Genomic DNA, 17,414 nt, shown 5'->3' with positions numbered 1-17,414 from the left:
GGGCACGAGCCGTTACCGGTTCGTGTTCCTCGGGGCTTCAGTGCCGTCCCGCATATCCGCCTATTAGGCGTTATGGCCGATATGTCGCATTAGGGCGTCTGTGGCCGGCGGGGAGAGCTCGACGGGCCGATGGTCGTGGTCAAATTCTGATCTTGGAGATGGTCGCCGTACGGGGCCGGTTCGTCGCTCAGCCGACCCGGGCGGCGATGGTGCGCGCGCACGCCAGGGACTCGGTACGCGTCGTGTCCACCTCCACGTCATAGACCACGCCGTCGTGAACCATCTCCGCCTGCGACGCGGCCATCCCCTGGACCCGATCGCCACGCGCGATCTCGCGGCCCGCGGCGACCGCACCCTCACACCTCACACCGACCCACAGCACGTCCAGCTCGCCCAGAAGCTTCTGCCACCGCTGCTGGGTGGCGGCTCCACCGAGGAAGACGTCATCGACGATGACCCTGGCGCCGGCACGGGCCATGGCCACGACGCCCCGCATCCAGGCCGTCTGCAGCTCCATGAAGTCCGCTCCGACGCTCACCCCGCCGTCCGCGGTGATTTCGAGCCCCTCGGTCGACGCCCGCATCCTCGCGGGCATCGCGTCGACGAACGAGTCGACACCGAACGCCAGCCACGGATCCGGAAGAACAGCCTGCAGGCACCGTACGATCCCGGACTTCCCCGAACTGGAGCCACCGTTGATGATGATCATCTGAGTCGCCATCCGGCCACAGTAGAGCCTCTCCCACCCGACACGAAGCGAATTTCCGAGCCCCTCGGAGACTCGGATCGCGGTCGAAGATCGCGGTGAGTACCGCCGCCTTCGACCGACGGGGGCGCCACCGCTCCCGTCGAATCAGAGGATTTGAGGCTCGGTGCCGGAGATGTCTTTCTGTAGGCTGCCGCGATGAACCGTACTCACCGTGCCATCGGTGCCGTCGTGGGCTCGACGGTGGGCGACGCGCTTGGCGCTCCCTTCGAATTCGGTCCTGCCGGGGCGTTCTCCGCCCGGTTTCCCGTTCCAGGCGGCGTTCCAGGCAGTGTCCCAGGCAGTGTCCCAGGCAGTGTTCCCGGCGATGTTCCAGGCGGTGCTCCCGGCAGCGCTCCCGGCGACGTTCCCGGCAAGGAGAACGAGATGTGCGGGGGTGGCGGCTGGGATGTCGGGGAGGCGACCGACGACACGCAGATGGCCCTGCACCTGGCGGAGTCGCTGCTGGAGCGCGAAGGGCTGGACCTGCCGGATATCTTCGCCCGGTTTCAGCGCTGGGCGGTCTCCAAGCCCAAGGACATCGGGCTGCAGACCAAGGATGTCCTCACCAACGGCATGCCCTGGGACCGCGCGGCCGCGACCCACTTCCAGATCAACCACCGCGCCGCGGGGAACGGCTCGCTGATGCGGGCCACCACCTCGGCGGTCTACTTCGCCCGTCACGGGCAGACCGCCACCATGGACGCCGCCCGCCGCATCGCCGCGCTCACCCACGGCGACCCCGCGGCCTGGGAGGGAACGGCCATTTTCCACGATCTGCTGCGCGTGGCGCTGGAGGGAGCCGACCCCGTCGCCGCGCTGCCGGACAGCCTCGCCCTCGTCGATCCCGATCAGCGCGAGCGATACTCCGTCGTTCTCGCGTCACACTGGCACCCCGACGACGCCACCGAGCCCAACGGCGCCGTCTGGCCCTGCCTCGGCTCGGCGCTCTGGGCACTGCGTACCACCTCCAGCTACGCGGACGCGGTACGCGTCGCGATCGACCTGGGCGGTGACACCGACACCGTCGCCGCGGTAACCGGCGGTCTCGCGGGTGCGGTCTACGGAGCCGACGCGATCCCCGTACGCTGGACCGAACCCCTGCACGTCCCGCTGCCCGGGGCCGGTGAGCGGGTGCTGCGCCTGCCGGAGCTGGTCGATCTCGCACAGCGTCTGGTGAGGTGAGGGTACGGCCTCGTGGAGCAGGCGCGTCGCCGCTGTCCAGGACGTTCTCCTGACGGGCGGAATCCTCGTCACGGGAGGGCGGTCGCGTTGGCGAAGCGGTGGGACAGCTCGCGGAGATGCTGGGCGAGTTCCGGGGGAGATTCGACCTCGAAGTCGACGTCGAGCATGCCTACGGTGAACGCGACGAGATCGAACGAGTCCGTGGCGATTTCCAGCAGGCGGGTGTGGTCGTCGACGGGTGTCACGATTCCGCTGACGCGTCCGGCGATGTCCGTCGCGGAGGCGTGCATCCGCAGCCGGGCGCGGAGTGGCCACATCTCGAAGCCCATCTTTCTGCACAGGTAGGCCGTGACGTCACCGTCGGGTGGTTCCCGGTGGGTGAACCGGGGGCCGTTGGGCGTTCGCAGCGAGATCCGGTCGACCCGGAAGGTGCGCCAGTCGGCCCGTTCGACGTCCCAGCCGACCAGATACCACTTCCGTCCCCAGCAGACGAGGCGATGTGGCTCGACGCCGCGTCGGGACTCGGCCCCGTGATGGCTGACGTAGTCGAAACGCAGCCCCTCGGAAGCGTGGATCGCGGCCGAGATCGCGGTGAGCACCGCCGCCTTCACCGGCGGGCCGCTCTCGGGCGACATCGCGACCACCGCGCTTCTCAGCGCGATGACCTGGTGTCGCAACCGGGACGGCAGCATCTGCTCGATCTTGGTCAGGGCGCGCAGCGAAGCCTCTTCGACCCCCGCCACGCTGTGCAGGCCGACCGTGACCGCGACCGCCTCCTCGTCGTCCAGCAACAGCGGGGGTAGCGAGGAACCGGCTCCGAGCCGGTAACCGCCGGCCGGGCCCATCGAGGCGCGGATCGAGTAGCCCAGCTCACGAAGCCTGTCGACATCGCGCCGTACCGTCCTGGTGGTGACTCCCAGCCGCTCGGCGAGTTCCGTACCGGACCAGTCGCGGTGCGTCTGCAGCAACGACAGCAGTCGCAGCAGTCGAGCGGGTGTTTCCAACATTCCTCCACTATCGCCCCTGTGTAGGAACGGAGCTGTCCTACACGGGGCACAGGGTGGGCGGCATGAGCACAGAAACGCCCTTCCGCATCGACATTCCGCAGACCGAACTCGACGACCTGCGAGACCGCCTGGCCCGTACCCGCTGGCCGGACGAACTTCCCGGCGTCGGCTGGTCCTACGGCGTGAACAAGGACCACCTCGTCGAACTGGTCGAGCACTGGAGCACCGGCTACGACTGGCGGGAGCACGAGGCCCGCCTCAACAAGGTCCCGCAGTTCACCACGACGATCGACGGGCAGAACATCCATTTCCTGCACGTACGCTCGCCCGAGCCCGACGCCACTCCGCTGATCATCACCCACGGGTGGCCGAGCACGGTGTACGACTTCCTGGACCTCATCGGGCCGTTGACCGACCCGCGGTCACACGGCGGGGACCCGGCGGACGCCTTCCACGTCGTCATCCCGTCGCTGCCGGGCTTCGCGTTCTCCGGGCCGACGCGGGAGACCGGCTGGGGGGTCACCCGCGTCGCGCGGGCCTGGGCCGAGCTGATGCGACGCCTGGGATACCGGCGCTACGGCGCCCAGGGGGGCGACTGGGGCAGCGTCGTCTCCCCGGAGATCGGCCGGGTGGACTCCGAGCGCGTCATCGGCATCCACGTGAACGCGCTGGCCAACGCCGCGACCCCGGCCGATCCCGGCATGCTGGACACGCTCTCGGAGGCGGAGAGGGAGCAGGCCGAGCAGAACGAGATGTGGTGGTACGGCCGCTCCGGCTACGCCACGCAGATGGGTACCCGGCCGCAGACCCTGGCGTACGCGCTCAACGACTCCCCGGCCGGTCAGCTCGCCTGGAACCTGGAGTGGTTCGTGGACTGGGACCCCAGCAGAACCGAGCAGACCTCCGTCGACCGTGACACCATTCTGACCAATGTCACGATCTTCTGGCTGACCGCGACCGCCGGATCGGCGGCCCGGTTCTACCTGGAAGCCGGGGAGACGTGGGGCCGGCCTCCCGAGCGTTCACCGGTCCCGACGGGTGTGGCGAACTTTCCCGGCGACCGGGCGATCCGCGGGCTGGCGGAGTCGTCGAACACGATCACCCACTGGTCTCATCACCCCCGAGGCGGCCACTTCGCCTCGCTGCAGGCCCCGGACCTGCTGATCTCGGACATTCGGCACTTTTTCCGGACCGTACGACCGCGCTGACCGAGCGCGACGGCGGAACGGCGCGGACCGGCCACTCCTCCACGGGGACACCGTCTGCTCCCGCCCCCACCCGGTGAGACGGTGACGAGCGGGAAGAAGAACAGCATGGCTGCCACGAGTGTCGACCATCCGCTCTTCGCCCGCTGTTACGCCCGCATCAGCCGGGTCATGGAGAAGCGAGGGCTGGCCGGACATCGCCAGGCGCTGCTGGAGGGCCTGTCCGGTCAGGTGATCGAGGTGGGTGCGGGAAACGGGCTGAACTTCGCCCACTACCCGTCCACCGTCACGCGCGTGCTCGCGATCGAGCCGGAGCCGCGGCTGCGCCACCTGGCCCGTGCCGCGGCCGTACGGGCACCGGTCCCTGTCGAGGTCCGCGAGGGCCTGGCCGAGCACCTTCCGGCCGCCGATGGCACTTTCGACGCCGCGGTGGCCTCACTGGTGCTGTGCTCGCTGCCCGACCCGCACGCGGCGCTGAGCCAGATGCGCCGGGTGCTGGCTCCGGGTGGGCAGCTGCGGTTCCTGGAGCACGTACGCGCCGACTCGGCAGGGATGAGGCGGGTGCAGGACCTGCTGGACGCCACCGTCTGGCCGCGCCTGGCCGGTGGCTGTCACACCGGCCGCGACAGCGCGCTGGTGATCCAGCAGGCCGGGTTCACCATCACCGCTCTGGAGCGCTTCATGCTGCCCGCGGTGCGTACACCGATGTCCTTCCTCATCCGGGGAACGGCCTACCCGACCGCATGAGTGCCTGGTAAGCCGACGACGGGCGGCGTATCGAGTCGGAGCCCGGGCATTTCCCCGCACCGCGGGGTGGCTTCCCCAAGGAGCGCCGTGCTGCCACGATACGGTCCGCTATCAACAAGGAGGACGGCACGATGAAGTATCTGATGCTGATTTACGGCAACGAGGAGATCTGGAACGCCCTCGCGCCGGAGGACATGGCGAGTCTGATCGCCAAGGTCGACGGGTTCAACGAGACGCTGCGCGAGTCGGGAGAGCTTCTTGAGTCCGAAGGGTTGATGCCCCGGCCGCGATCGGTTCGGTGGGTGGGCGGTGACGCGGTCGTCACCGACGGCCCGTACGTCGAGGCGAAGGAGTTCGTCGGCTCCTACTTCGTGGTCGAGGTGGACGACGAGGAGCGGGCGCTGGAGATCGCGCGGGCCTATCCGGGGACGCTGTACGGCGGTGGCCTGGAGGTGTGGCCGCTGATGGGACGTGACTGGGCGAGTGGCGAGATCTGACGAGCCTTTCGAGCCGGATGAGCCGGTCAAGCCGGATGAGCCGGTCGAAGCGGACGAGGCGGTTGAGTCGGCTGGGTCGGTCGAGGAGCTGCTGAGGTCGTCGGCGTCCCGGGTGCTCGGTTCGATGGTGCGCCGGTACGGGGACTTCGACCGTTGTGAGGACGCCGTGCAGGAGGCGCTGATCACCGCGGCGGACGCCTGGTCGCGCGACGGTGTCCCGGCCCGCCCGCTGGGCTGGCTCAACAAGGTCGCGGCGAATCGGTACATCGACCGGGTTCGGGCCGACAGCGCCCGGGAGCGTCGGGAACGGGCTGCTCTCGACGCCATGCCGCGCGACGCTCTGGTCGCGCCACCGCCGGACGCAGAGGTGGCCCGTGACGACCTGCTGGAACTGCTGTTCCTGTGCTGCCACCCGGCGTTGACGGTCTCGTCGCAGCTGGCGCTCACGCTGCGGGCGGTCGCCGGACTGACCACCGGCGAGATAGCGGCGGCCTTCCTGGTGCCGGAGAAGACGATGGGGCAGCGCGTCTCGCGGGCCAAGCAGCGCCTGCGGGAGGCCGGGGCGCGGTTCGAGCTGCCCCCGGATCCCGAGCACGGGCCTCGGCTGCGGGTCGTGCTGCACGTGCTGTACCTGATGTTCAACGAGGGCTACAGCGCCAGCTCCGGCTCGGACCTGCGTCGGCCCGACCTCACAGGACAGGCCGTCAATCTGGTACGGCGGCTGTACGCGCGGCTGCCCGACTCCGGCGAGGTCGCGGGCCTGCTGGCGTTGATGCTGCTCACCGAGGCACGCGGCGCGGCGCGTACGGGCCCCGACGGGGTGCTCGTGCCGCTGGAGGAGCAGGACCGGTCCCGCTGGGACGCCGAGGCCATCGCGGAGGGGACCGAGATCCTCACCCGTACGCTCGCGACCCGCCGGCTCGGCCCGTACCAGGTCCAGGCCGCGATCGCGGCGATACACGACGAGGCGCCGTCGGCCGAGGCGACCGACTGGAAGCAGATCCTGGAGCTGTACGAGATCCTGGAGCGCCTGCACCCCAACCCCGTCACCACCCTCAACCGGGCGGTCGCGCTGGGGATGGCGCGCGGCCCGCGTGCCGGACTGGCGCTGCTGGACGAGCTGGAATCCGGGATGCTCGCCGGTCATCACCGGCTGCTCGCCGTCCGCGCCTACCTGCTCGACCAGGCGGGGGAGACCGCTGCCGCGTCCTCGGCGTACCGGGAGGCCGCACGTCTGGCCGGTAGCCGGCCCGAGCAGCGGTTTCTCCTGCTGCGTGCCGCCCGCTGCGCGAGCTGAGCCGACCGGCGGCGAGATCGCGTCGTCCGGTGGCGTGAACCGGTAGCCGGCCCGGGCAGCCGGTCGCGCCACCCGCCGCGCGAGCCGGACCGACCGACCGCGAGATCGCGTCGTCCGCTGTGAGAGCCGAGGCCGCGAAGAAATATTTGCGCGGGCAGGTAGAAATCCGGTCCGCGGCTCCGATCCTTCACCGAGCGGACCCCAGCGGGGGGCCGCCGGAACGGGAGCGAAGCGATATGACAAAGGTGACGGCACAGATGTCGGTGTCCCTCGACGGCTACTACGCCGGTCCGCGACACACCGGCGAGCGGTCGGGCTGGTTGCAGTCTGAGGAGGCCGCGGGCTTCTTCCGGGTCACCCGGTGGGTGATCGACGCCACGGCCTGGCGCGAGCGGCAGGGCTTCGCGGGCGGTGAGAAGGACGTCAACTCCGACATCATCGCCGAGTCGTTCGAGGCCGCGGGGGCCTACGTCATGGGGCGGAACATGGCGGACGGAGGCGAGGTTCCCTGGGGTGACGAGCCGCCGTTCCGCGCGCCGGTGTTCGTCGTGACCCACCGCTCCCGCGAGACCCTGATGCGCCGGGGCGGGACGAGCTTCACGTACGTGACCGACGGCGTCGCCCGCGCGGTGGAGCAGGCACGCGCCGTCGCGGGGGGCAAGAACGTGGCGATCGCCGGAGGCGGCACCCTGCTGCGCCAGGTGTTCCAGGCCGGTCTGCTGGACGAGCTGGAACTGCACATCGTCCCGGTGGTGCTCGGCAGGGGGATGAGCCTGTTCGGCGCCGACATCGGCGCCGACATCGGCGCGGGCCTGGGCGCGGGGCCGGGGACCGACCTGGGGGCGGGGCTGGGCGCGGGCGCGAGGCCGGGCGCCGATCTCGGACTCGGCCTCCCGGAGAAGGAGGCGATCGAGCTCATCCCCACCAGGGTGATCCACACCCCCGAGGTCACGCACATCCGCTACACCGTGAACGGGAGGGCCGCCCTCGTCCTCGACGACCGAGGCAGCGGGCGTTCAGATCTTCTGAGCTGAGAGGGACTCTCCGCCGACTTCCCCTTGGCGTGGTGGATCCCGCGGTCGCTCCGGTGACCGAGGAGACCTTCAAACCTTCTCCGCCACGCCGAAGGGGCTGTCGATGGCGTACCTCCAGTACCCGTCCTGTCCGCGCCGGGCGACGTCGGTGGCGGTGCCCTGGAAGTGCACGGGCCGGCCGTCGCGGTCCGTGCCGTCGATCACCCAGTCGACGATCAGCAGGGCGAGGTCGCCCGTGGTGTGGACGTGTCGTGGCCGGACGGTGATCGGCAGTCCCAGGTCCAGGAAGCGGCCGTTGGCGGCGTTGATCTGCTCTCCGGTCAGCGGCGCGCCCGATTCCGAGACGAACACGGCGTCGCTCTCGTAGATCTCCGCCACCGCCTCGGCGTCACCGGCGTTGAAGCGCTCGGCGAAGACGGTGGGCACATCCTCCGGACGTTCGGCAAGCTGTCGCATCATCGCTCCGTTTCGGTAGAAACAACTCGGACGCGGCAACGCTAGGAGGCGCCTTCGTGGCTCACCAAACGGTTGGTTATTCGGGCCTGCCCGACCATCCCCACGCGAACGTCACAGAACCCACCCCGTCATGTCCGGTGGAGATCACCCTGGCGGCCCTGCACGGACGCTGGACGACCCTGATCATCCGTGAACTGCTGCGGGGCGACCGTACGTTCAGCGAGCTTCGCCAGGCGCTGCCCGCACTGTCGGACAAGGTGCTGTCCGATCGGCTCGCGCACCTGGCCGAAGCCGGTGTGCTGGATCGCCACCGCCGCCCCGACTGGCCGCCCCGGGTGCGCTACAGCCTCACCCCCCGCGGGCGCGATCTCGGCCCCGTCCTCCAGGCACTGTGGGACTGGGGTGCGCCGGACACGTGAATCGCTTCGACCGTTGTCGCCAGGGTCACCGGCGGTCTCGCCGACGCGATCTACGGAGCCGACGCGATCCCCGCGCGCAGGACCGAACCCTGTACGTCCCCCCGCCGACGGCCGGCCGTTGGCAGGGGCATGGCTACTCGGTGACGACGGCGTCTCGCGGGCCTCCGTAGACGGGGTTGTCGTCGTAGCGCTCTTCCGTGACGAGCAGGCGGATCACCCCCTCGGCGTTCTCCTCCGCCTCCCAGACGATCCAGTCGTCACCGACGGGCTCCTCCTGCGTACGCTCCTCGCCGAAACCTCCGGGGTTCCCCGGCGGGACGGCCATGATCAGGAAGATGACCTTCCTGTCGCGTTTCCTGAGCTCCGGCAGGACCTCGCCGACGGTCTTCTCGTCCACCCGGAAGCCCTCCAGCGAACGGCCCTTGAGCGTCGCGCTCCGGAATTCCGCGCTGCCCTCCCCCCGGGCGGAGGCGGGTGCGGGCACGCAGGGCGCTACCGGCCCTTCCATGAGATAGGTGGTGGTGTCGCTGCCTTGCCCGCTCTCGGGGGCGCTGATGGTCCAGACGAAGGTCTGGCCCGGCCTGAAGAGCTTGGTGTCGATCCGCATCTGCCAGCCGTGCTTTTCGCCGGGGATGTTCTCCGGCAGGCTGTATAGACCTCGGGGGATGTCCGTCACATGCTTACCGCGCGGTTGGCGGCACTGCCGCCCCCAGGGAACGTAGTCGACGACGGCGGGAACATCGAGGTCCTTCAGCCGCTTCTCCAGGCCCGCCGCGTCACGGAAGTCGCGGACCTGAATGGTCACCGTCCCGTCGGCGGCCTTGGTGACGGCCCAGGAGCTCGACGCTCCGAAACCGTTCAGGCCCACCATCGACCCCGTGGCGAGCGCGACCGCGGCCGTGAGTCCCAGGGCGAGCCTTCGGGGAGCGTATCTGCGGGTCCTCGCCACCGTGCGCGGCTCCTCCGAGGTGATCGCTGCCAGCAACGCTCGCGCCTCCGCGTCGTTCGGGTCACCTCCCCGCCTGCCAGGCGCGACCCTGGCCAGCGACTTCACCGCCTCGATCTCGTCGATGTCCTTCACAGCGACCTCTCCGTCGGTATCAACCGGCTCTCTGACGTGAAGTGGACCTCGGCCTCCGCGAGGGCTCGGGAAAAGCGTCTGCGGGCACGGTGAAGCCTGATGCGTACGGCATTGCGCGACACCCCGAGCGCTGTCGCGATCTCCTCGCGATCCAGGCCCTCCCAGGCGACCAGCGACAGCAGCTCGCGGTCCTCGTCGGACAGGGTCAGGAAGACCTGGCCGATCGCCCCGAGCTCGACCTTGCTGTCCGGGGAGTCTCCGTACAGGTCGGCCATCTTGGCATCGAGCTCGGTGCGGCGCGCCCGTCGGCGGTTGTCACCTCGGTAGTGGTTGGCCAGTATCTTGCGTGCCACGCCGTACAGCCAGAGCGTGGCCTCCTCTCCCTCCGGCAGCTCGTCCACCCGCCGCCAGGCGGTGGTGAAGGTCTCCGCCACGACGTCCGCCGCGTCCTGTGGCGAATCGCAGCGGCGCGCGGCATAGGCCGTGATCTGGCCGTAGGCCCGGTTGTAGACGGCTTCGAATCTGACCAGCCGCTTGTTGTCCACGGGCGGTCCCATGGCGACTCTCCTCATCAACTCACTTGACTGACAATCCTCCTTATGTGTGCTGATGAGACATCATTTCCGGTTGCCACGAAAAAGCTGTCCCGTCTCACCACGCCTTACTCGACGCTAGGGGTGTGAGCAGGTCAGACGCGATGGCGGGTGCGTGTCACCGTGAACCGCCGCCACGGTGCCGAACGTTCACAGCGGTTTGTGTCGGTGGCCGCCGCTACAGTCCCGCACTGTTGGCCGTTGACCTTCCGCCGAGGAGACCGCATGACCGAGCCCGATGTGATGATGGCCAGGATCGGCCAAGCCGCCGATCTGGGCAGGCGGGGTGAGCGGGAGGCCGCTCGGAAGCTGTTCTCCGAGCTGTGGGAGGAGATCGGGGTGACGGGCGACCCTCTGTACCGGTGCGCTCTCGCTCACTGGATGGCCGACGTCCAGGACGAGGTGAAGGAGGAGTTGCTCTGGGACCTTCGCGCCCTGGAGGCGGCCGACCTTGTCACCGACGAGCGGGCCCGGCAGGTGGGTGTCGCCGGTTCCGTGAGCGGCTTCTACCCCTCCCTGCACCTCAACCTGGGTGACGCCTACCGAAGGCTCGGTGACCTCGACCGGGCACGCGACCACCTCGAACGCGGACGCGCCGCCGTTGGCGCACTCGATGACGACGGGTACGGGCAGATGATCAGGCAGGGCCTGGACCGGCTCGCCGAACGTCTCTCAGCCGACTAGATGTCCGTTTCGCGATAGGAGGCCCGGCCGGACCGCGATGATCGTACGGTCGGACGCATGAGCATCGAAGATCGAAAGGTCGGCTGCGGGGAGGGCGGGAAGAAGGACGCTCGCCGGGCCGGGCTCCGGGCATGGGAACGGGGAGCAAGACGGGGGCGGGACGCGCCGGACGGAGCCTCCGAGGAGTCCTCAGGGTCTTCAAGGTCCTCAGAGTCTTCGGGGTCTTCGGGGTCCTCGGGGTCCTCGGGAACACGGTCGCGGGGACGGGTTCTCGCGTCGGTCGCCGTGCTGGTGGCGGCGCTGCTCGCGTTCCCCGCCGTCGTACCCAACAGCGTGGGCAATCTCGGCAGCCTGCTGGAGACCTTCCTGCCGTGGGCGGGCCTGGCCGTTCCCGCGCTGCTGTGTCTGGCGCTGCTGCGCCGCTCGGTCCTCGCGACGGTGTCCCTGGTGCTCCCCGCGGCGGTCTGGGCCGTGGTCTTCGGCGGGCGGGCGCTGCCCGCCGACCGGGAGGCGGCGGGCGATCTGACCGTGCTCCAGCACAACGTCGGCGAGGAGAATCCCGACCACGAGGGGACGGCGCTCGCGCTGGCGAGGGCCGGGGCCGACCTCATCGCCCTGGAGGAGCTGACGCCTGCCGTCCGGCCCTTCTACGAGGACGTTCTCGCCTCCGGCCATCCCCACCGCGCGGTCGTGGGCACCGTCGGCCTCTGGTCCAGGTTCCCCCTGGCGGACGCGCGGCCGGTGGACATCAGGCCCGCGGACGTCGGACCCGACTGGAACCGCGGGATGCGGGTCACCGCGCGGACGCCACAGGGGGACGTGGCCGTGTACGTCGTGCATCTTCCCTCGATCCGCATCCGGCCGTCGGACGGTTTCGGGTCCGGCCGCAGGGACGAGAGCGCCGCCGCGCTGGGTGCGGCCGTCGCCTCGGAAACGCTGGACAGGGTCGTTCTGCTGGGCGACCTCAACGGCACCCTCGACGACCGTGGCCTGGTCCCGCTCACCTCGCGGATGGTCTCGGCGCGGAGGGGGTTCGGTTTCAGCTGGCCCGCGACCCTCCCTCTCGCCCGGATCGACCACGTCATGACCCGTACGGCGGTCCCCGTCGCCGCCTGGACCCTGCCCGCCACCGGCAGCGACCACCTGCCGCTCATCGCCCGCGTCGATCTCTGACGGCTCTTCGGTGAGGGTGGGGGAGCGCCTCCGGCCGTCGGAACCCGGTTATCCGGGCTTGGTTATGCTCGGGCGGTGAACTCCCCGAGAACGCTCGTACTGTGGGACATCGACCACACGCTGATCGATGCCGGAGGCGTCACCGCCGACACCTACGACCACGCGCTGCACGCCACCACCGGCCGCAGGATGGAACACCCGGTGAGCGTGGCAGGGCGGACCGAGCGGGCGATCATCTCCGAGATCCTTCGGATGCACGGCGTCGAGGTGTCGGACGAGCTCCTCGACTCCTTCTACGTCGCCCTCGCCGAGGCGTTCGGGGTGCGCGAGGCCGTCATGCGGGAGCGCGGCCGGGCTCTGTCGGGGGCACGCGAGGTGCTCGCGGCGCTGGCGGAACGCGAGGACGTGGTGCAGTCGGTGCTCACCGGCAACACCGAGGCGGTCTCGATCGGCAAGCTCACCGTGTTCGGGCTGGACGGCTTCGTGGACTTCGAGGTGGGCGCGTACGGCACCGACCACGAGGACCGCGCCGCGCTGGTGGCCGGCGCGCAGCGGCGCGCCGCGGACAAGTACGGGGACTCCTTCACCGCACGCAACACCGTGCTGATCGGTGACACGCCGAACGACGTCCGCGCGGGTCATGAGGGTGGAGCGAGGGTGATCGCGGTCGCCACCGGCTTCAACGACGCGAACGTCCTGAGCGAGGCGGGTCCGGAGCTGGTGCTGGAGGACCTCGCCGACACCGACGCCGTCGTACGGGCCGTGCTGGGCGTGTCGGACCGGACGGGCGGATCAGCGGGGTGAGCCGGTGGGCACCGTCTCGGTGTCGATCTCGGTGTCGACGAGGCGAACCAACTCGGGAAGGACCGTGCCCAAAGGGGCGTCGACGGTGAGGGTCGCGTAGCCGTCGCCCCGGGTCGGGCCCTGGTTGACGATCGCGACGGGGATGCCGAGCTTCGCGGCGTGCAGCACGAACCTGCGGCCCGACATCACCGTCAGGGACGACCCGAGGACCAGGAGCAGTCGCGCTTCCTCCACGAGGGCGAAGCACGCGCGGACCCGCTCCGTGGGAACGGTCTCCCCGAAGAAGACGACGTCGGGCTTGAGCATCCCTCCGTCGCACGCCCGGCATCCGACCACCTGGAAACCGTCGATCTCCTCGTCCGGCAGTTCGACGTCGCCGTCCGGGTTGATCGCGGTGGGCAGGGCGCCGAAGCGCGGGTTCGCCTCGGTCAGGCGGTGGTCCAGTTCCTCGCGCGGGCTGGAGTGGCCGCAGCCCAGGCAGACCACCTCCCGCAGGTTTCCGTGCAGCTCGATGACGGACCGGGCGCCGCCCGCCTGGTGCAGGCCGTCGACGTTCTGCGTCACGATGCCGGAGACCAGGCCCCGCCGCTGGAGGGACGCGACCGCGCGGTGGCCGTGGTTCGGCGCGGCCTTGGTCATCGCCCGCCACCCGATGTAGCTGCGGGCCCAGTAGCGCCGCCTGGCCACCGGATCGCCGGTGAACGTCTGGTAGGTCATGGGGGTGTGCCGGTTCAGGGTTCCGCCAGGTCCCCGGTAGTCGGGGATCCCCGACTCCGTCGATATCCCGGCCCCGCTCAGCACCAGGACGCCGCCCCCGGTCAGCAGTCTCGCCAGTGTGCTCGTACCCTCGCTCACCCCTCCATGCTGCCCCATCCGTACGGGTCGGGCGGTCGCGGGGCCCGCCCGCGGGCCTGACCGGAAGTTCCGCCGTGTCCGGTCAGGCCCGCCGCGTCTTCCTGGGTGATCTCGTCCAGGCCGGCGAACGCCAGGCGACCGACGGGTACGGGACCGCCTCAAGGTCGCTGCGTCTCAAGATGGCAGGAAGAAGTCACCACGGGTGTGGTGGTAATGTCGGCGAGATGAATCGGGAACGGCGAGACCGCCTGCGGGACGCGGCCATCGAGGTGCTCGCGGAGACCGGGGGACGCGGCCTCACCCACCGGGCCGTCGACGCCGCCGCGACCACCCCGCCCGGCACCGCGAAAAACTACTTCCCGACCAGAGACTCCCTGCTGCGGGCGATCGCCGAGCGCTGTGTCGAGCTGTACCACCAGGTGCCGGCAGGGGAACCCGTCGATCGGGACGGTCTGGTGGCCATGTTTCGCGGACTTCTGGAGAACGTCGCGGGCCCCGGCCGTTCTCGTCTGCTCGCCTACTTGGAGCTCCAGACGGAGGCGGCGCGCAGGCCGTGGCTGGCGACCATACTCGACGCGATCGCGGCCGCCGACTTCACCGACTTCGAGCGGGCCCAGCGCGCCGCCGGGTTGCCCGTCACCCCGCGTCGCGCCGCCGCCGTCACGCTGGCCCTGCACGCCGCCGTCCCGCACCTGCTGGCGGGCGGCCACGACACCCTGGCCGCCGCCGGGCTGAACGATCTCGATCGGTTCGTCCGGGACCTCCTGGACACGGTCTACGGACGGGATCAGGAGCCGCCGGAGCCGGCGTAGGCGGCGCTGAGGCGCTCGAACGCGCCCGGCCCTTGGTGCGGCTTCGGCGGGGCGCCGAGGTGGCGAACGCGGAGCTCGTCCATGAGCTCCTCGACGAACGCCGGACCCTCGTCGCGCATGAGCTGTTGCCGGCTGCGGAGCTCGGCGCTGCCGGAGGTCCAGTCGAGGCCCCAGTTGCCGAGGGCGTAGATGATCGGCAGGGTCTGGATGCCGGCTTCGGTGAGGCTGAAGCGCGCGCGCTGCCCGCGGCCCGCGGCGCCGCGGGTGAGGATCCCCGCGTCGATGAGCCGCTTGAGGCGGTCGGCGAGGATGTTCGAGGCGATGCCCTCGATCGACCCGGTGAGCAGCGCGCGGAAGTATCGGCGGTCGCCGAAGATGATGTCGCGCAGCACGAGCAACGACCAGCGATCTCCGAGCAGCTCGACGCCGGCGTTGATCGGACACCCGGACCGTGGTTCCACGACTCCTCCTTGACGGTTGTTTCGTTGCCAATATAGTAGTTGCAAAATGCAAGCACTATGGGGAAGGGGAGCTGATGGGTCGCTTCCTTTATTGGATGAACGTGTCCCTCGACCTGCGGATCGAGCAGGTTCCCGGGGACAACGGGGCCGGCGAGTGGCTGCGCATCGGCGAGGAGCTGCACCGCGAGTTCAACGCGCGGGCGCGGGCGCTCGCGATGATGGTCCAGGGCCGGGTCATGTACGAGACGATGGAGGAATTCTGGCCGCGGGCGCGCGAGGACGCGTCGCTGCCGGACTTCCTGCGTGAGTACGGCGAGATCTGGACCGCGGCGCCCAAGGTGCTCGTCTCCCGCACCCGCCACAGCGCCGATCACGACACCCGGATCATCGGTGGAGACGACGCGATCGAGCAGCTCGCCGCTCTCCGTGACCAGACCGACGGCACCATCGGTGTGGGCGGCGCGGCGCTCGCGACGCAGCTGCTCCGGGCAGGGCTGCTCGACGAGTTGCTGCTCTTCACCCATCCCTCGATCCTCGGCTTCGGCAGGCCGCTGTTCGACGACTACGACCTGCCGATCGATCTCGACCTGCTGGAGCAACGATCGTTCGAGCAGGGCGTCACGATGCATCACTACGCCGTCCGGGACGCGAAGGAGACGAGCTCGTGCTGAAGCAGGTCGCGGAGGGTGTGTGGGTCCACGAGAGCGAGTTCGTGCGGACCAACACCGTTGTGGTGCAGGGCCGGGCCGGTGTGCTGCTCATCGACCCCGGCGTGACCGGCTCCGAGCTCGACTGCCTCGCGAACGACCTTCGTGAGCTGGGCCGGCCCGTGGTGGCGGGGTTTTCCACGCATCCGGACTGGGACCACCTGCTCTGGCACGCCCGGCTCGGCGAGGCGCCCCGTTACGGCACGGCACGCTGCGCGGCCACGATCCGAGAGCAGCTGTCGGAGGCAGGCGCGAAGGACCGCATCGCCGACCACCTGCTCGAAACGGAGATCGCCGGGCAGGTGCCGATGGACCTGCTGGGCCTCATCACCGGCCTGCCCGCGGAAACCGCCCGGATCCCCTGGGACGGCCCTGGGGTCCGGATCGTCGAGCACCAGGCGCACGCCCCTGGCCACGCGGCGCTGCTGATCGAGGAACGCGGGGTTCTCGTCGCCGGCGACATGCTTTCCGACGTCCTGGTTCCGATGCTCGACATGGAGGCCACCGCCGACCCGATCGAGGAATACCTCACCGCGCTGGCCCTGATCGAGGACGTGGCGGACGGCGTTGACGTCGTCGTCCCCGGCCACGGGTCCGTCGGCGGATCCGACCAGGTGCAGACACGGATCGACCGGGATCGGGCGTACGTACTCGCGTTGCGAGACGGCCACGTCCCCGCCGACCCACGGGTCGGCCCATCGGCCAAGCCCGGCTGGGAGTGGGTGAGCGACGTGCACGAAGGGCAACTCCAACGCCTCGCCCAACGAAGCGAGCGCGAAGGGACGCCCCGCTAGCGACCGGTGTGCGGCACGACGCCAAGAGGGAGGACCGCGCGTCGGTCGCGCACGTCGCGATCGCAAGCATGATCGGGGCGCGTTCCGGCCACTGCTGCGGATGCAAGCGGACGGCACCCCGGACTCGTGAACAGCGCCGGATGCTGCATTTCTCGCTGTTCTATTAGCGCTACGTATTTAATGGTGCTTTAGGTGGGATAGGTAGATAGGGGATGCTGCTGAGATTGGCGGTGTTATGAAAAATATATTGATTGCCAGGTAGTGGCGAGTAGTCGCCTATACCCTCGCTCGGGAGGCTTTCCGGCTGTCGAAAATTTGAGGAAAGATGGTCTCTCCGCGAGGACACGAACAGAATGCGCCACAAGGGGACTTCGGGGAGGCATGGCTGGAAGTGGTCGCCGCGGGCTGCGGTTTCCTGCATGGGCGACCCGCGACCCTGGACCTGCAGAAGGCGGACGTACAGCTTTTTCAGCGCGGTGTTCAGCATGGTACGTACAACCCGGCTGTTCTCATTCAGGTCAAGACCACGGTAGACCTGCGCCGGGACGGCGGAACATACAACTATGACCTGGACATCGAGACCTATGACGTGTTGAGGCGAGATGATCATGCGATCCGGCGGATACTTGCCGTCATCGGAGTATCAGAAGGCGGTGAGAACGTGCGCCTGCACGCGGACGGAACGCTTCTGGTGGGGCGTGGCGCATGGGTCTCGCTGAGGGCATGCCGGCATCCGACAACGCCAAGACTCAGGTCGTACGTCTTCCGGCCGCTCACACCCTGGATCGCCGTGGGCTTCACCTGATGTTGAGCACCTATGGGGTCCGCAGGTCGACTCCCGTGCCGGACGTGGACGCA

General features: G+C 69.6%; 21 protein-coding genes. 14 read left to right on the top strand and 7 right to left on the bottom strand.

The features are described 5' to 3' along the window. Positions 1-187 precede the first annotated feature (187 nt). Positions 188-721, bottom strand: coding sequence for a chloramphenicol phosphotransferase CPT (gene cpt, locus ACIBH4_RS06940; protein WP_362764315.1), 534 nt, complete (start codon positions 719-721; stop codon positions 188-190). Positions 722-904: 183 nt separating this feature from the next. On the opposite strand from cpt, the gene ACIBH4_RS06935 reads away from it, so the two are divergent. Then, positions 905-1,930, top strand: a complete 1,026-nt coding sequence (locus ACIBH4_RS06935) for an ADP-ribosylglycohydrolase family protein (protein ID WP_362764318.1) — start codon at positions 905-907, stop codon at positions 1,928-1,930. Positions 1,931-1,998: 68 nt separating this feature from the next. On the opposite strand, the gene ACIBH4_RS06930 is transcribed toward ACIBH4_RS06935, so the two are convergent. Further along, positions 1,999-2,937 carry a YafY family protein gene (locus ACIBH4_RS06930; RefSeq protein ID WP_362764321.1) on the bottom strand — a complete coding sequence of 313 codons (939 nt, stop codon included), beginning with the start codon at positions 2,935-2,937 and terminating at the stop codon, positions 1,999-2,001. Between the two features lie 62 nt (positions 2,938-2,999). On the opposite strand from ACIBH4_RS06930, the gene ACIBH4_RS06925 reads away from it, so the two are divergent. The 5 genes from ACIBH4_RS06925 (at position 3,000) to ACIBH4_RS06905 (ending at position 7,717) form a co-directional block, all read left to right on the top strand. Beyond that, on the top strand, positions 3,000-4,145 hold the full coding sequence (locus ACIBH4_RS06925) for an epoxide hydrolase family protein (RefSeq protein WP_362764323.1): 1,146 nt from the start codon (positions 3,000-3,002) through the stop codon (positions 4,143-4,145). A gap of 105 nt (positions 4,146-4,250) precedes the next feature. Then, positions 4,251-4,889 carry a class I SAM-dependent methyltransferase gene (locus tag ACIBH4_RS06920; RefSeq protein ID WP_362519532.1) on the top strand — a complete coding sequence of 213 codons (639 nt, stop codon included), beginning with the start codon at positions 4,251-4,253 and terminating at the stop codon, positions 4,887-4,889. A gap of 131 nt (positions 4,890-5,020) precedes the next feature. Next, positions 5,021-5,386, top strand: a complete 366-nt coding sequence (locus ACIBH4_RS06915) for a YciI family protein (RefSeq protein ID WP_362519529.1) — start codon at positions 5,021-5,023, stop codon at positions 5,384-5,386. Continuing rightward, positions 5,373-6,683 carry a sigma-70 family RNA polymerase sigma factor gene (locus tag ACIBH4_RS06910; RefSeq protein WP_362519526.1) on the top strand — a complete coding sequence of 437 codons (1,311 nt, stop codon included), beginning with the start codon at positions 5,373-5,375 and terminating at the stop codon, positions 6,681-6,683. Before ACIBH4_RS06915 ends, ACIBH4_RS06910 begins: the two co-directional genes overlap by 14 nt. A 236-nt stretch (positions 6,684-6,919) precedes the next feature. Beyond that, positions 6,920-7,717 carry a dihydrofolate reductase family protein gene (locus ACIBH4_RS06905; protein ID WP_362764326.1) on the top strand — a complete coding sequence of 266 codons (798 nt, stop codon included), beginning with the start codon at positions 6,920-6,922 and terminating at the stop codon, positions 7,715-7,717. Between the two features lie 69 nt (positions 7,718-7,786). Here ACIBH4_RS06905 and ACIBH4_RS06900 read toward each other — a convergent pair whose 3' ends face one another. Continuing rightward, positions 7,787-8,176 (bottom strand): YybH family protein, encoded by a 390-nt coding sequence (locus tag ACIBH4_RS06900; protein ID WP_399171592.1) that lies wholly within the window; start codon positions 8,174-8,176, stop codon positions 7,787-7,789. Between the two features lie 53 nt (positions 8,177-8,229). On the opposite strand from ACIBH4_RS06900, the gene ACIBH4_RS06895 reads away from it, so the two are divergent. Next, on the top strand, positions 8,230-8,592 hold the full coding sequence (locus ACIBH4_RS06895) for a helix-turn-helix domain-containing protein (protein ID WP_362519517.1): 363 nt from the start codon (positions 8,230-8,232) through the stop codon (positions 8,590-8,592). Positions 8,593-8,725: 133 nt separating this feature from the next. Here ACIBH4_RS06895 and ACIBH4_RS06890 read toward each other — a convergent pair whose 3' ends face one another. Then, positions 8,726-9,673, bottom strand: a complete 948-nt coding sequence (locus ACIBH4_RS06890) for a hypothetical protein (RefSeq protein ID WP_362519513.1) — start codon at positions 9,671-9,673, stop codon at positions 8,726-8,728. Then, positions 9,670-10,230 (bottom strand): sigma-70 family RNA polymerase sigma factor, encoded by a 561-nt coding sequence (locus ACIBH4_RS06885; RefSeq protein ID WP_362764332.1) that lies wholly within the window; start codon positions 10,228-10,230, stop codon positions 9,670-9,672. Before ACIBH4_RS06885 ends, ACIBH4_RS06890 begins: the two co-directional genes overlap by 4 nt. A gap of 261 nt (positions 10,231-10,491) precedes the next feature. Here ACIBH4_RS06885 and ACIBH4_RS06880 point away from each other — a divergent pair, with 261 nt between their 5' ends. The 3 genes from ACIBH4_RS06880 (at position 10,492) to ACIBH4_RS06870 (ending at position 12,927) form a co-directional block, all read left to right on the top strand. Next, positions 10,492-10,950, top strand: a complete 459-nt coding sequence (locus tag ACIBH4_RS06880; RefSeq protein ID WP_362519507.1) for a hypothetical protein — start codon at positions 10,492-10,494, stop codon at positions 10,948-10,950. A gap of 285 nt (positions 10,951-11,235) precedes the next feature. Continuing rightward, on the top strand, positions 11,236-12,123 hold the full coding sequence (locus ACIBH4_RS06875) for an endonuclease/exonuclease/phosphatase family protein (RefSeq protein ID WP_362764335.1): 888 nt from the start codon (positions 11,236-11,238) through the stop codon (positions 12,121-12,123). Between the two features lie 75 nt (positions 12,124-12,198). Beyond that, positions 12,199-12,927, top strand: a complete 729-nt coding sequence (locus ACIBH4_RS06870) for an HAD hydrolase-like protein (protein ID WP_362764338.1) — start codon at positions 12,199-12,201, stop codon at positions 12,925-12,927. Here the strand turns inward: ACIBH4_RS06870 and ACIBH4_RS06865 are convergent. Next, on the bottom strand, positions 12,916-13,800 hold the full coding sequence (locus ACIBH4_RS06865; RefSeq protein ID WP_362519496.1) for an NAD-dependent protein deacetylase: 885 nt from the start codon (positions 13,798-13,800) through the stop codon (positions 12,916-12,918). The two genes, ACIBH4_RS06870 and ACIBH4_RS06865, sit on opposite strands and share 12 nt — an antisense overlap. A gap of 206 nt (positions 13,801-14,006) precedes the next feature. Here ACIBH4_RS06865 and ACIBH4_RS06860 point away from each other — a divergent pair, with 206 nt between their 5' ends. After that, positions 14,007-14,594: a hypothetical protein gene (locus tag ACIBH4_RS06860; protein ID WP_362519493.1), complete on the top strand. Its 588-nt coding sequence runs from the start codon at positions 14,007-14,009 to the stop codon at positions 14,592-14,594. Here ACIBH4_RS06860 and ACIBH4_RS06855 read toward each other — a convergent pair. Continuing rightward, a complete protein-coding gene (locus ACIBH4_RS06855) occupies positions 14,570-15,055 on the bottom strand; it encodes a helix-turn-helix domain-containing protein (RefSeq protein ID WP_362519490.1) in 486 nt (161 codons plus the stop codon). The two genes, ACIBH4_RS06860 and ACIBH4_RS06855, sit on opposite strands and share 25 nt — an antisense overlap. Before the next feature lie 95 nt (positions 15,056-15,150). Between ACIBH4_RS06855 and ACIBH4_RS06850 the strand changes: the two genes are divergently transcribed. The 3 genes from ACIBH4_RS06850 (at position 15,151) to ACIBH4_RS06840 (ending at position 17,361) form a co-directional block, all read left to right on the top strand. Further along, entirely contained in the window at positions 15,151-15,726 is a 576-nt protein-coding gene (locus ACIBH4_RS06850; RefSeq protein ID WP_362519486.1) for a dihydrofolate reductase family protein, read from the top strand. Further along, entirely contained in the window at positions 15,720-16,556 is an 837-nt protein-coding gene (locus ACIBH4_RS06845; protein ID WP_362519483.1) for an MBL fold metallo-hydrolase, read from the top strand. Before ACIBH4_RS06850 ends, ACIBH4_RS06845 begins: the two co-directional genes overlap by 7 nt. Before the next feature lie 325 nt (positions 16,557-16,881). Continuing rightward, positions 16,882-17,361, top strand: a complete 480-nt coding sequence (locus ACIBH4_RS06840; RefSeq protein WP_362764343.1) for a DUF4365 domain-containing protein — start codon at positions 16,882-16,884, stop codon at positions 17,359-17,361. Positions 17,362-17,414 lie beyond the last annotated feature (53 nt).

This window comes from Streptosporangium sp. NPDC050284, assembly GCF_044459525.1.
GTDB lineage: Bacteria > Actinomycetota > Actinomycetes > Streptosporangiales > Streptosporangiaceae > Streptosporangium.
The sequence above is the reverse complement of the archived record's forward strand: the minus strand, read 5'-3'. Positions and strand labels throughout refer to the sequence as shown.

Coding starts and splice junctions, on each gene's coding strand:
- ACIBH4_RS06905 (WP_362764326.1), top strand. CDS start 6,920: ATGACAAAGGTGACGGCACAGATGTCGGTGTCCCTCGACGGCTACTAC.
- ACIBH4_RS06915 (WP_362519529.1), top strand. CDS start 5,021: ATGAAGTATCTGATGCTGATTTACGGCAACGAGGAGATCTGGAACGCC.
- ACIBH4_RS06865 (WP_362519496.1), bottom strand. CDS start 13,800: ATGGGGCAGCATGGAGGGGTGAGCGAGGGTACGAGCACACTGGCGAGA.
- ACIBH4_RS06935 (WP_362764318.1), top strand. CDS start 905: ATGAACCGTACTCACCGTGCCATCGGTGCCGTCGTGGGCTCGACGGTG.
- cpt (WP_362764315.1), bottom strand. CDS start 721: ATGGCGACTCAGATGATCATCATCAACGGTGGCTCCAGTTCGGGGAAG.
- ACIBH4_RS06925 (WP_362764323.1), top strand. CDS start 3,000: ATGAGCACAGAAACGCCCTTCCGCATCGACATTCCGCAGACCGAACTC.
- ACIBH4_RS06850 (WP_362519486.1), top strand. CDS start 15,151: ATGAACGTGTCCCTCGACCTGCGGATCGAGCAGGTTCCCGGGGACAAC.
- ACIBH4_RS06900 (WP_399171592.1), bottom strand. CDS start 8,176: ATGATGCGACAGCTTGCCGAACGTCCGGAGGATGTGCCCACCGTCTTC.
- ACIBH4_RS06880 (WP_362519507.1), top strand. CDS start 10,492: ATGACCGAGCCCGATGTGATGATGGCCAGGATCGGCCAAGCCGCCGAT.
- ACIBH4_RS06840 (WP_362764343.1), top strand. CDS start 16,882: ATGGTCTCTCCGCGAGGACACGAACAGAATGCGCCACAAGGGGACTTC.
- ACIBH4_RS06860 (WP_362519493.1), top strand. CDS start 14,007: ATGAATCGGGAACGGCGAGACCGCCTGCGGGACGCGGCCATCGAGGTG.
- ACIBH4_RS06920 (WP_362519532.1), top strand. CDS start 4,251: ATGGCTGCCACGAGTGTCGACCATCCGCTCTTCGCCCGCTGTTACGCC.
- ACIBH4_RS06930 (WP_362764321.1), bottom strand. CDS start 2,937: ATGTTGGAAACACCCGCTCGACTGCTGCGACTGCTGTCGTTGCTGCAG.
- ACIBH4_RS06885 (WP_362764332.1), bottom strand. CDS start 10,230: ATGGGACCGCCCGTGGACAACAAGCGGCTGGTCAGATTCGAAGCCGTC.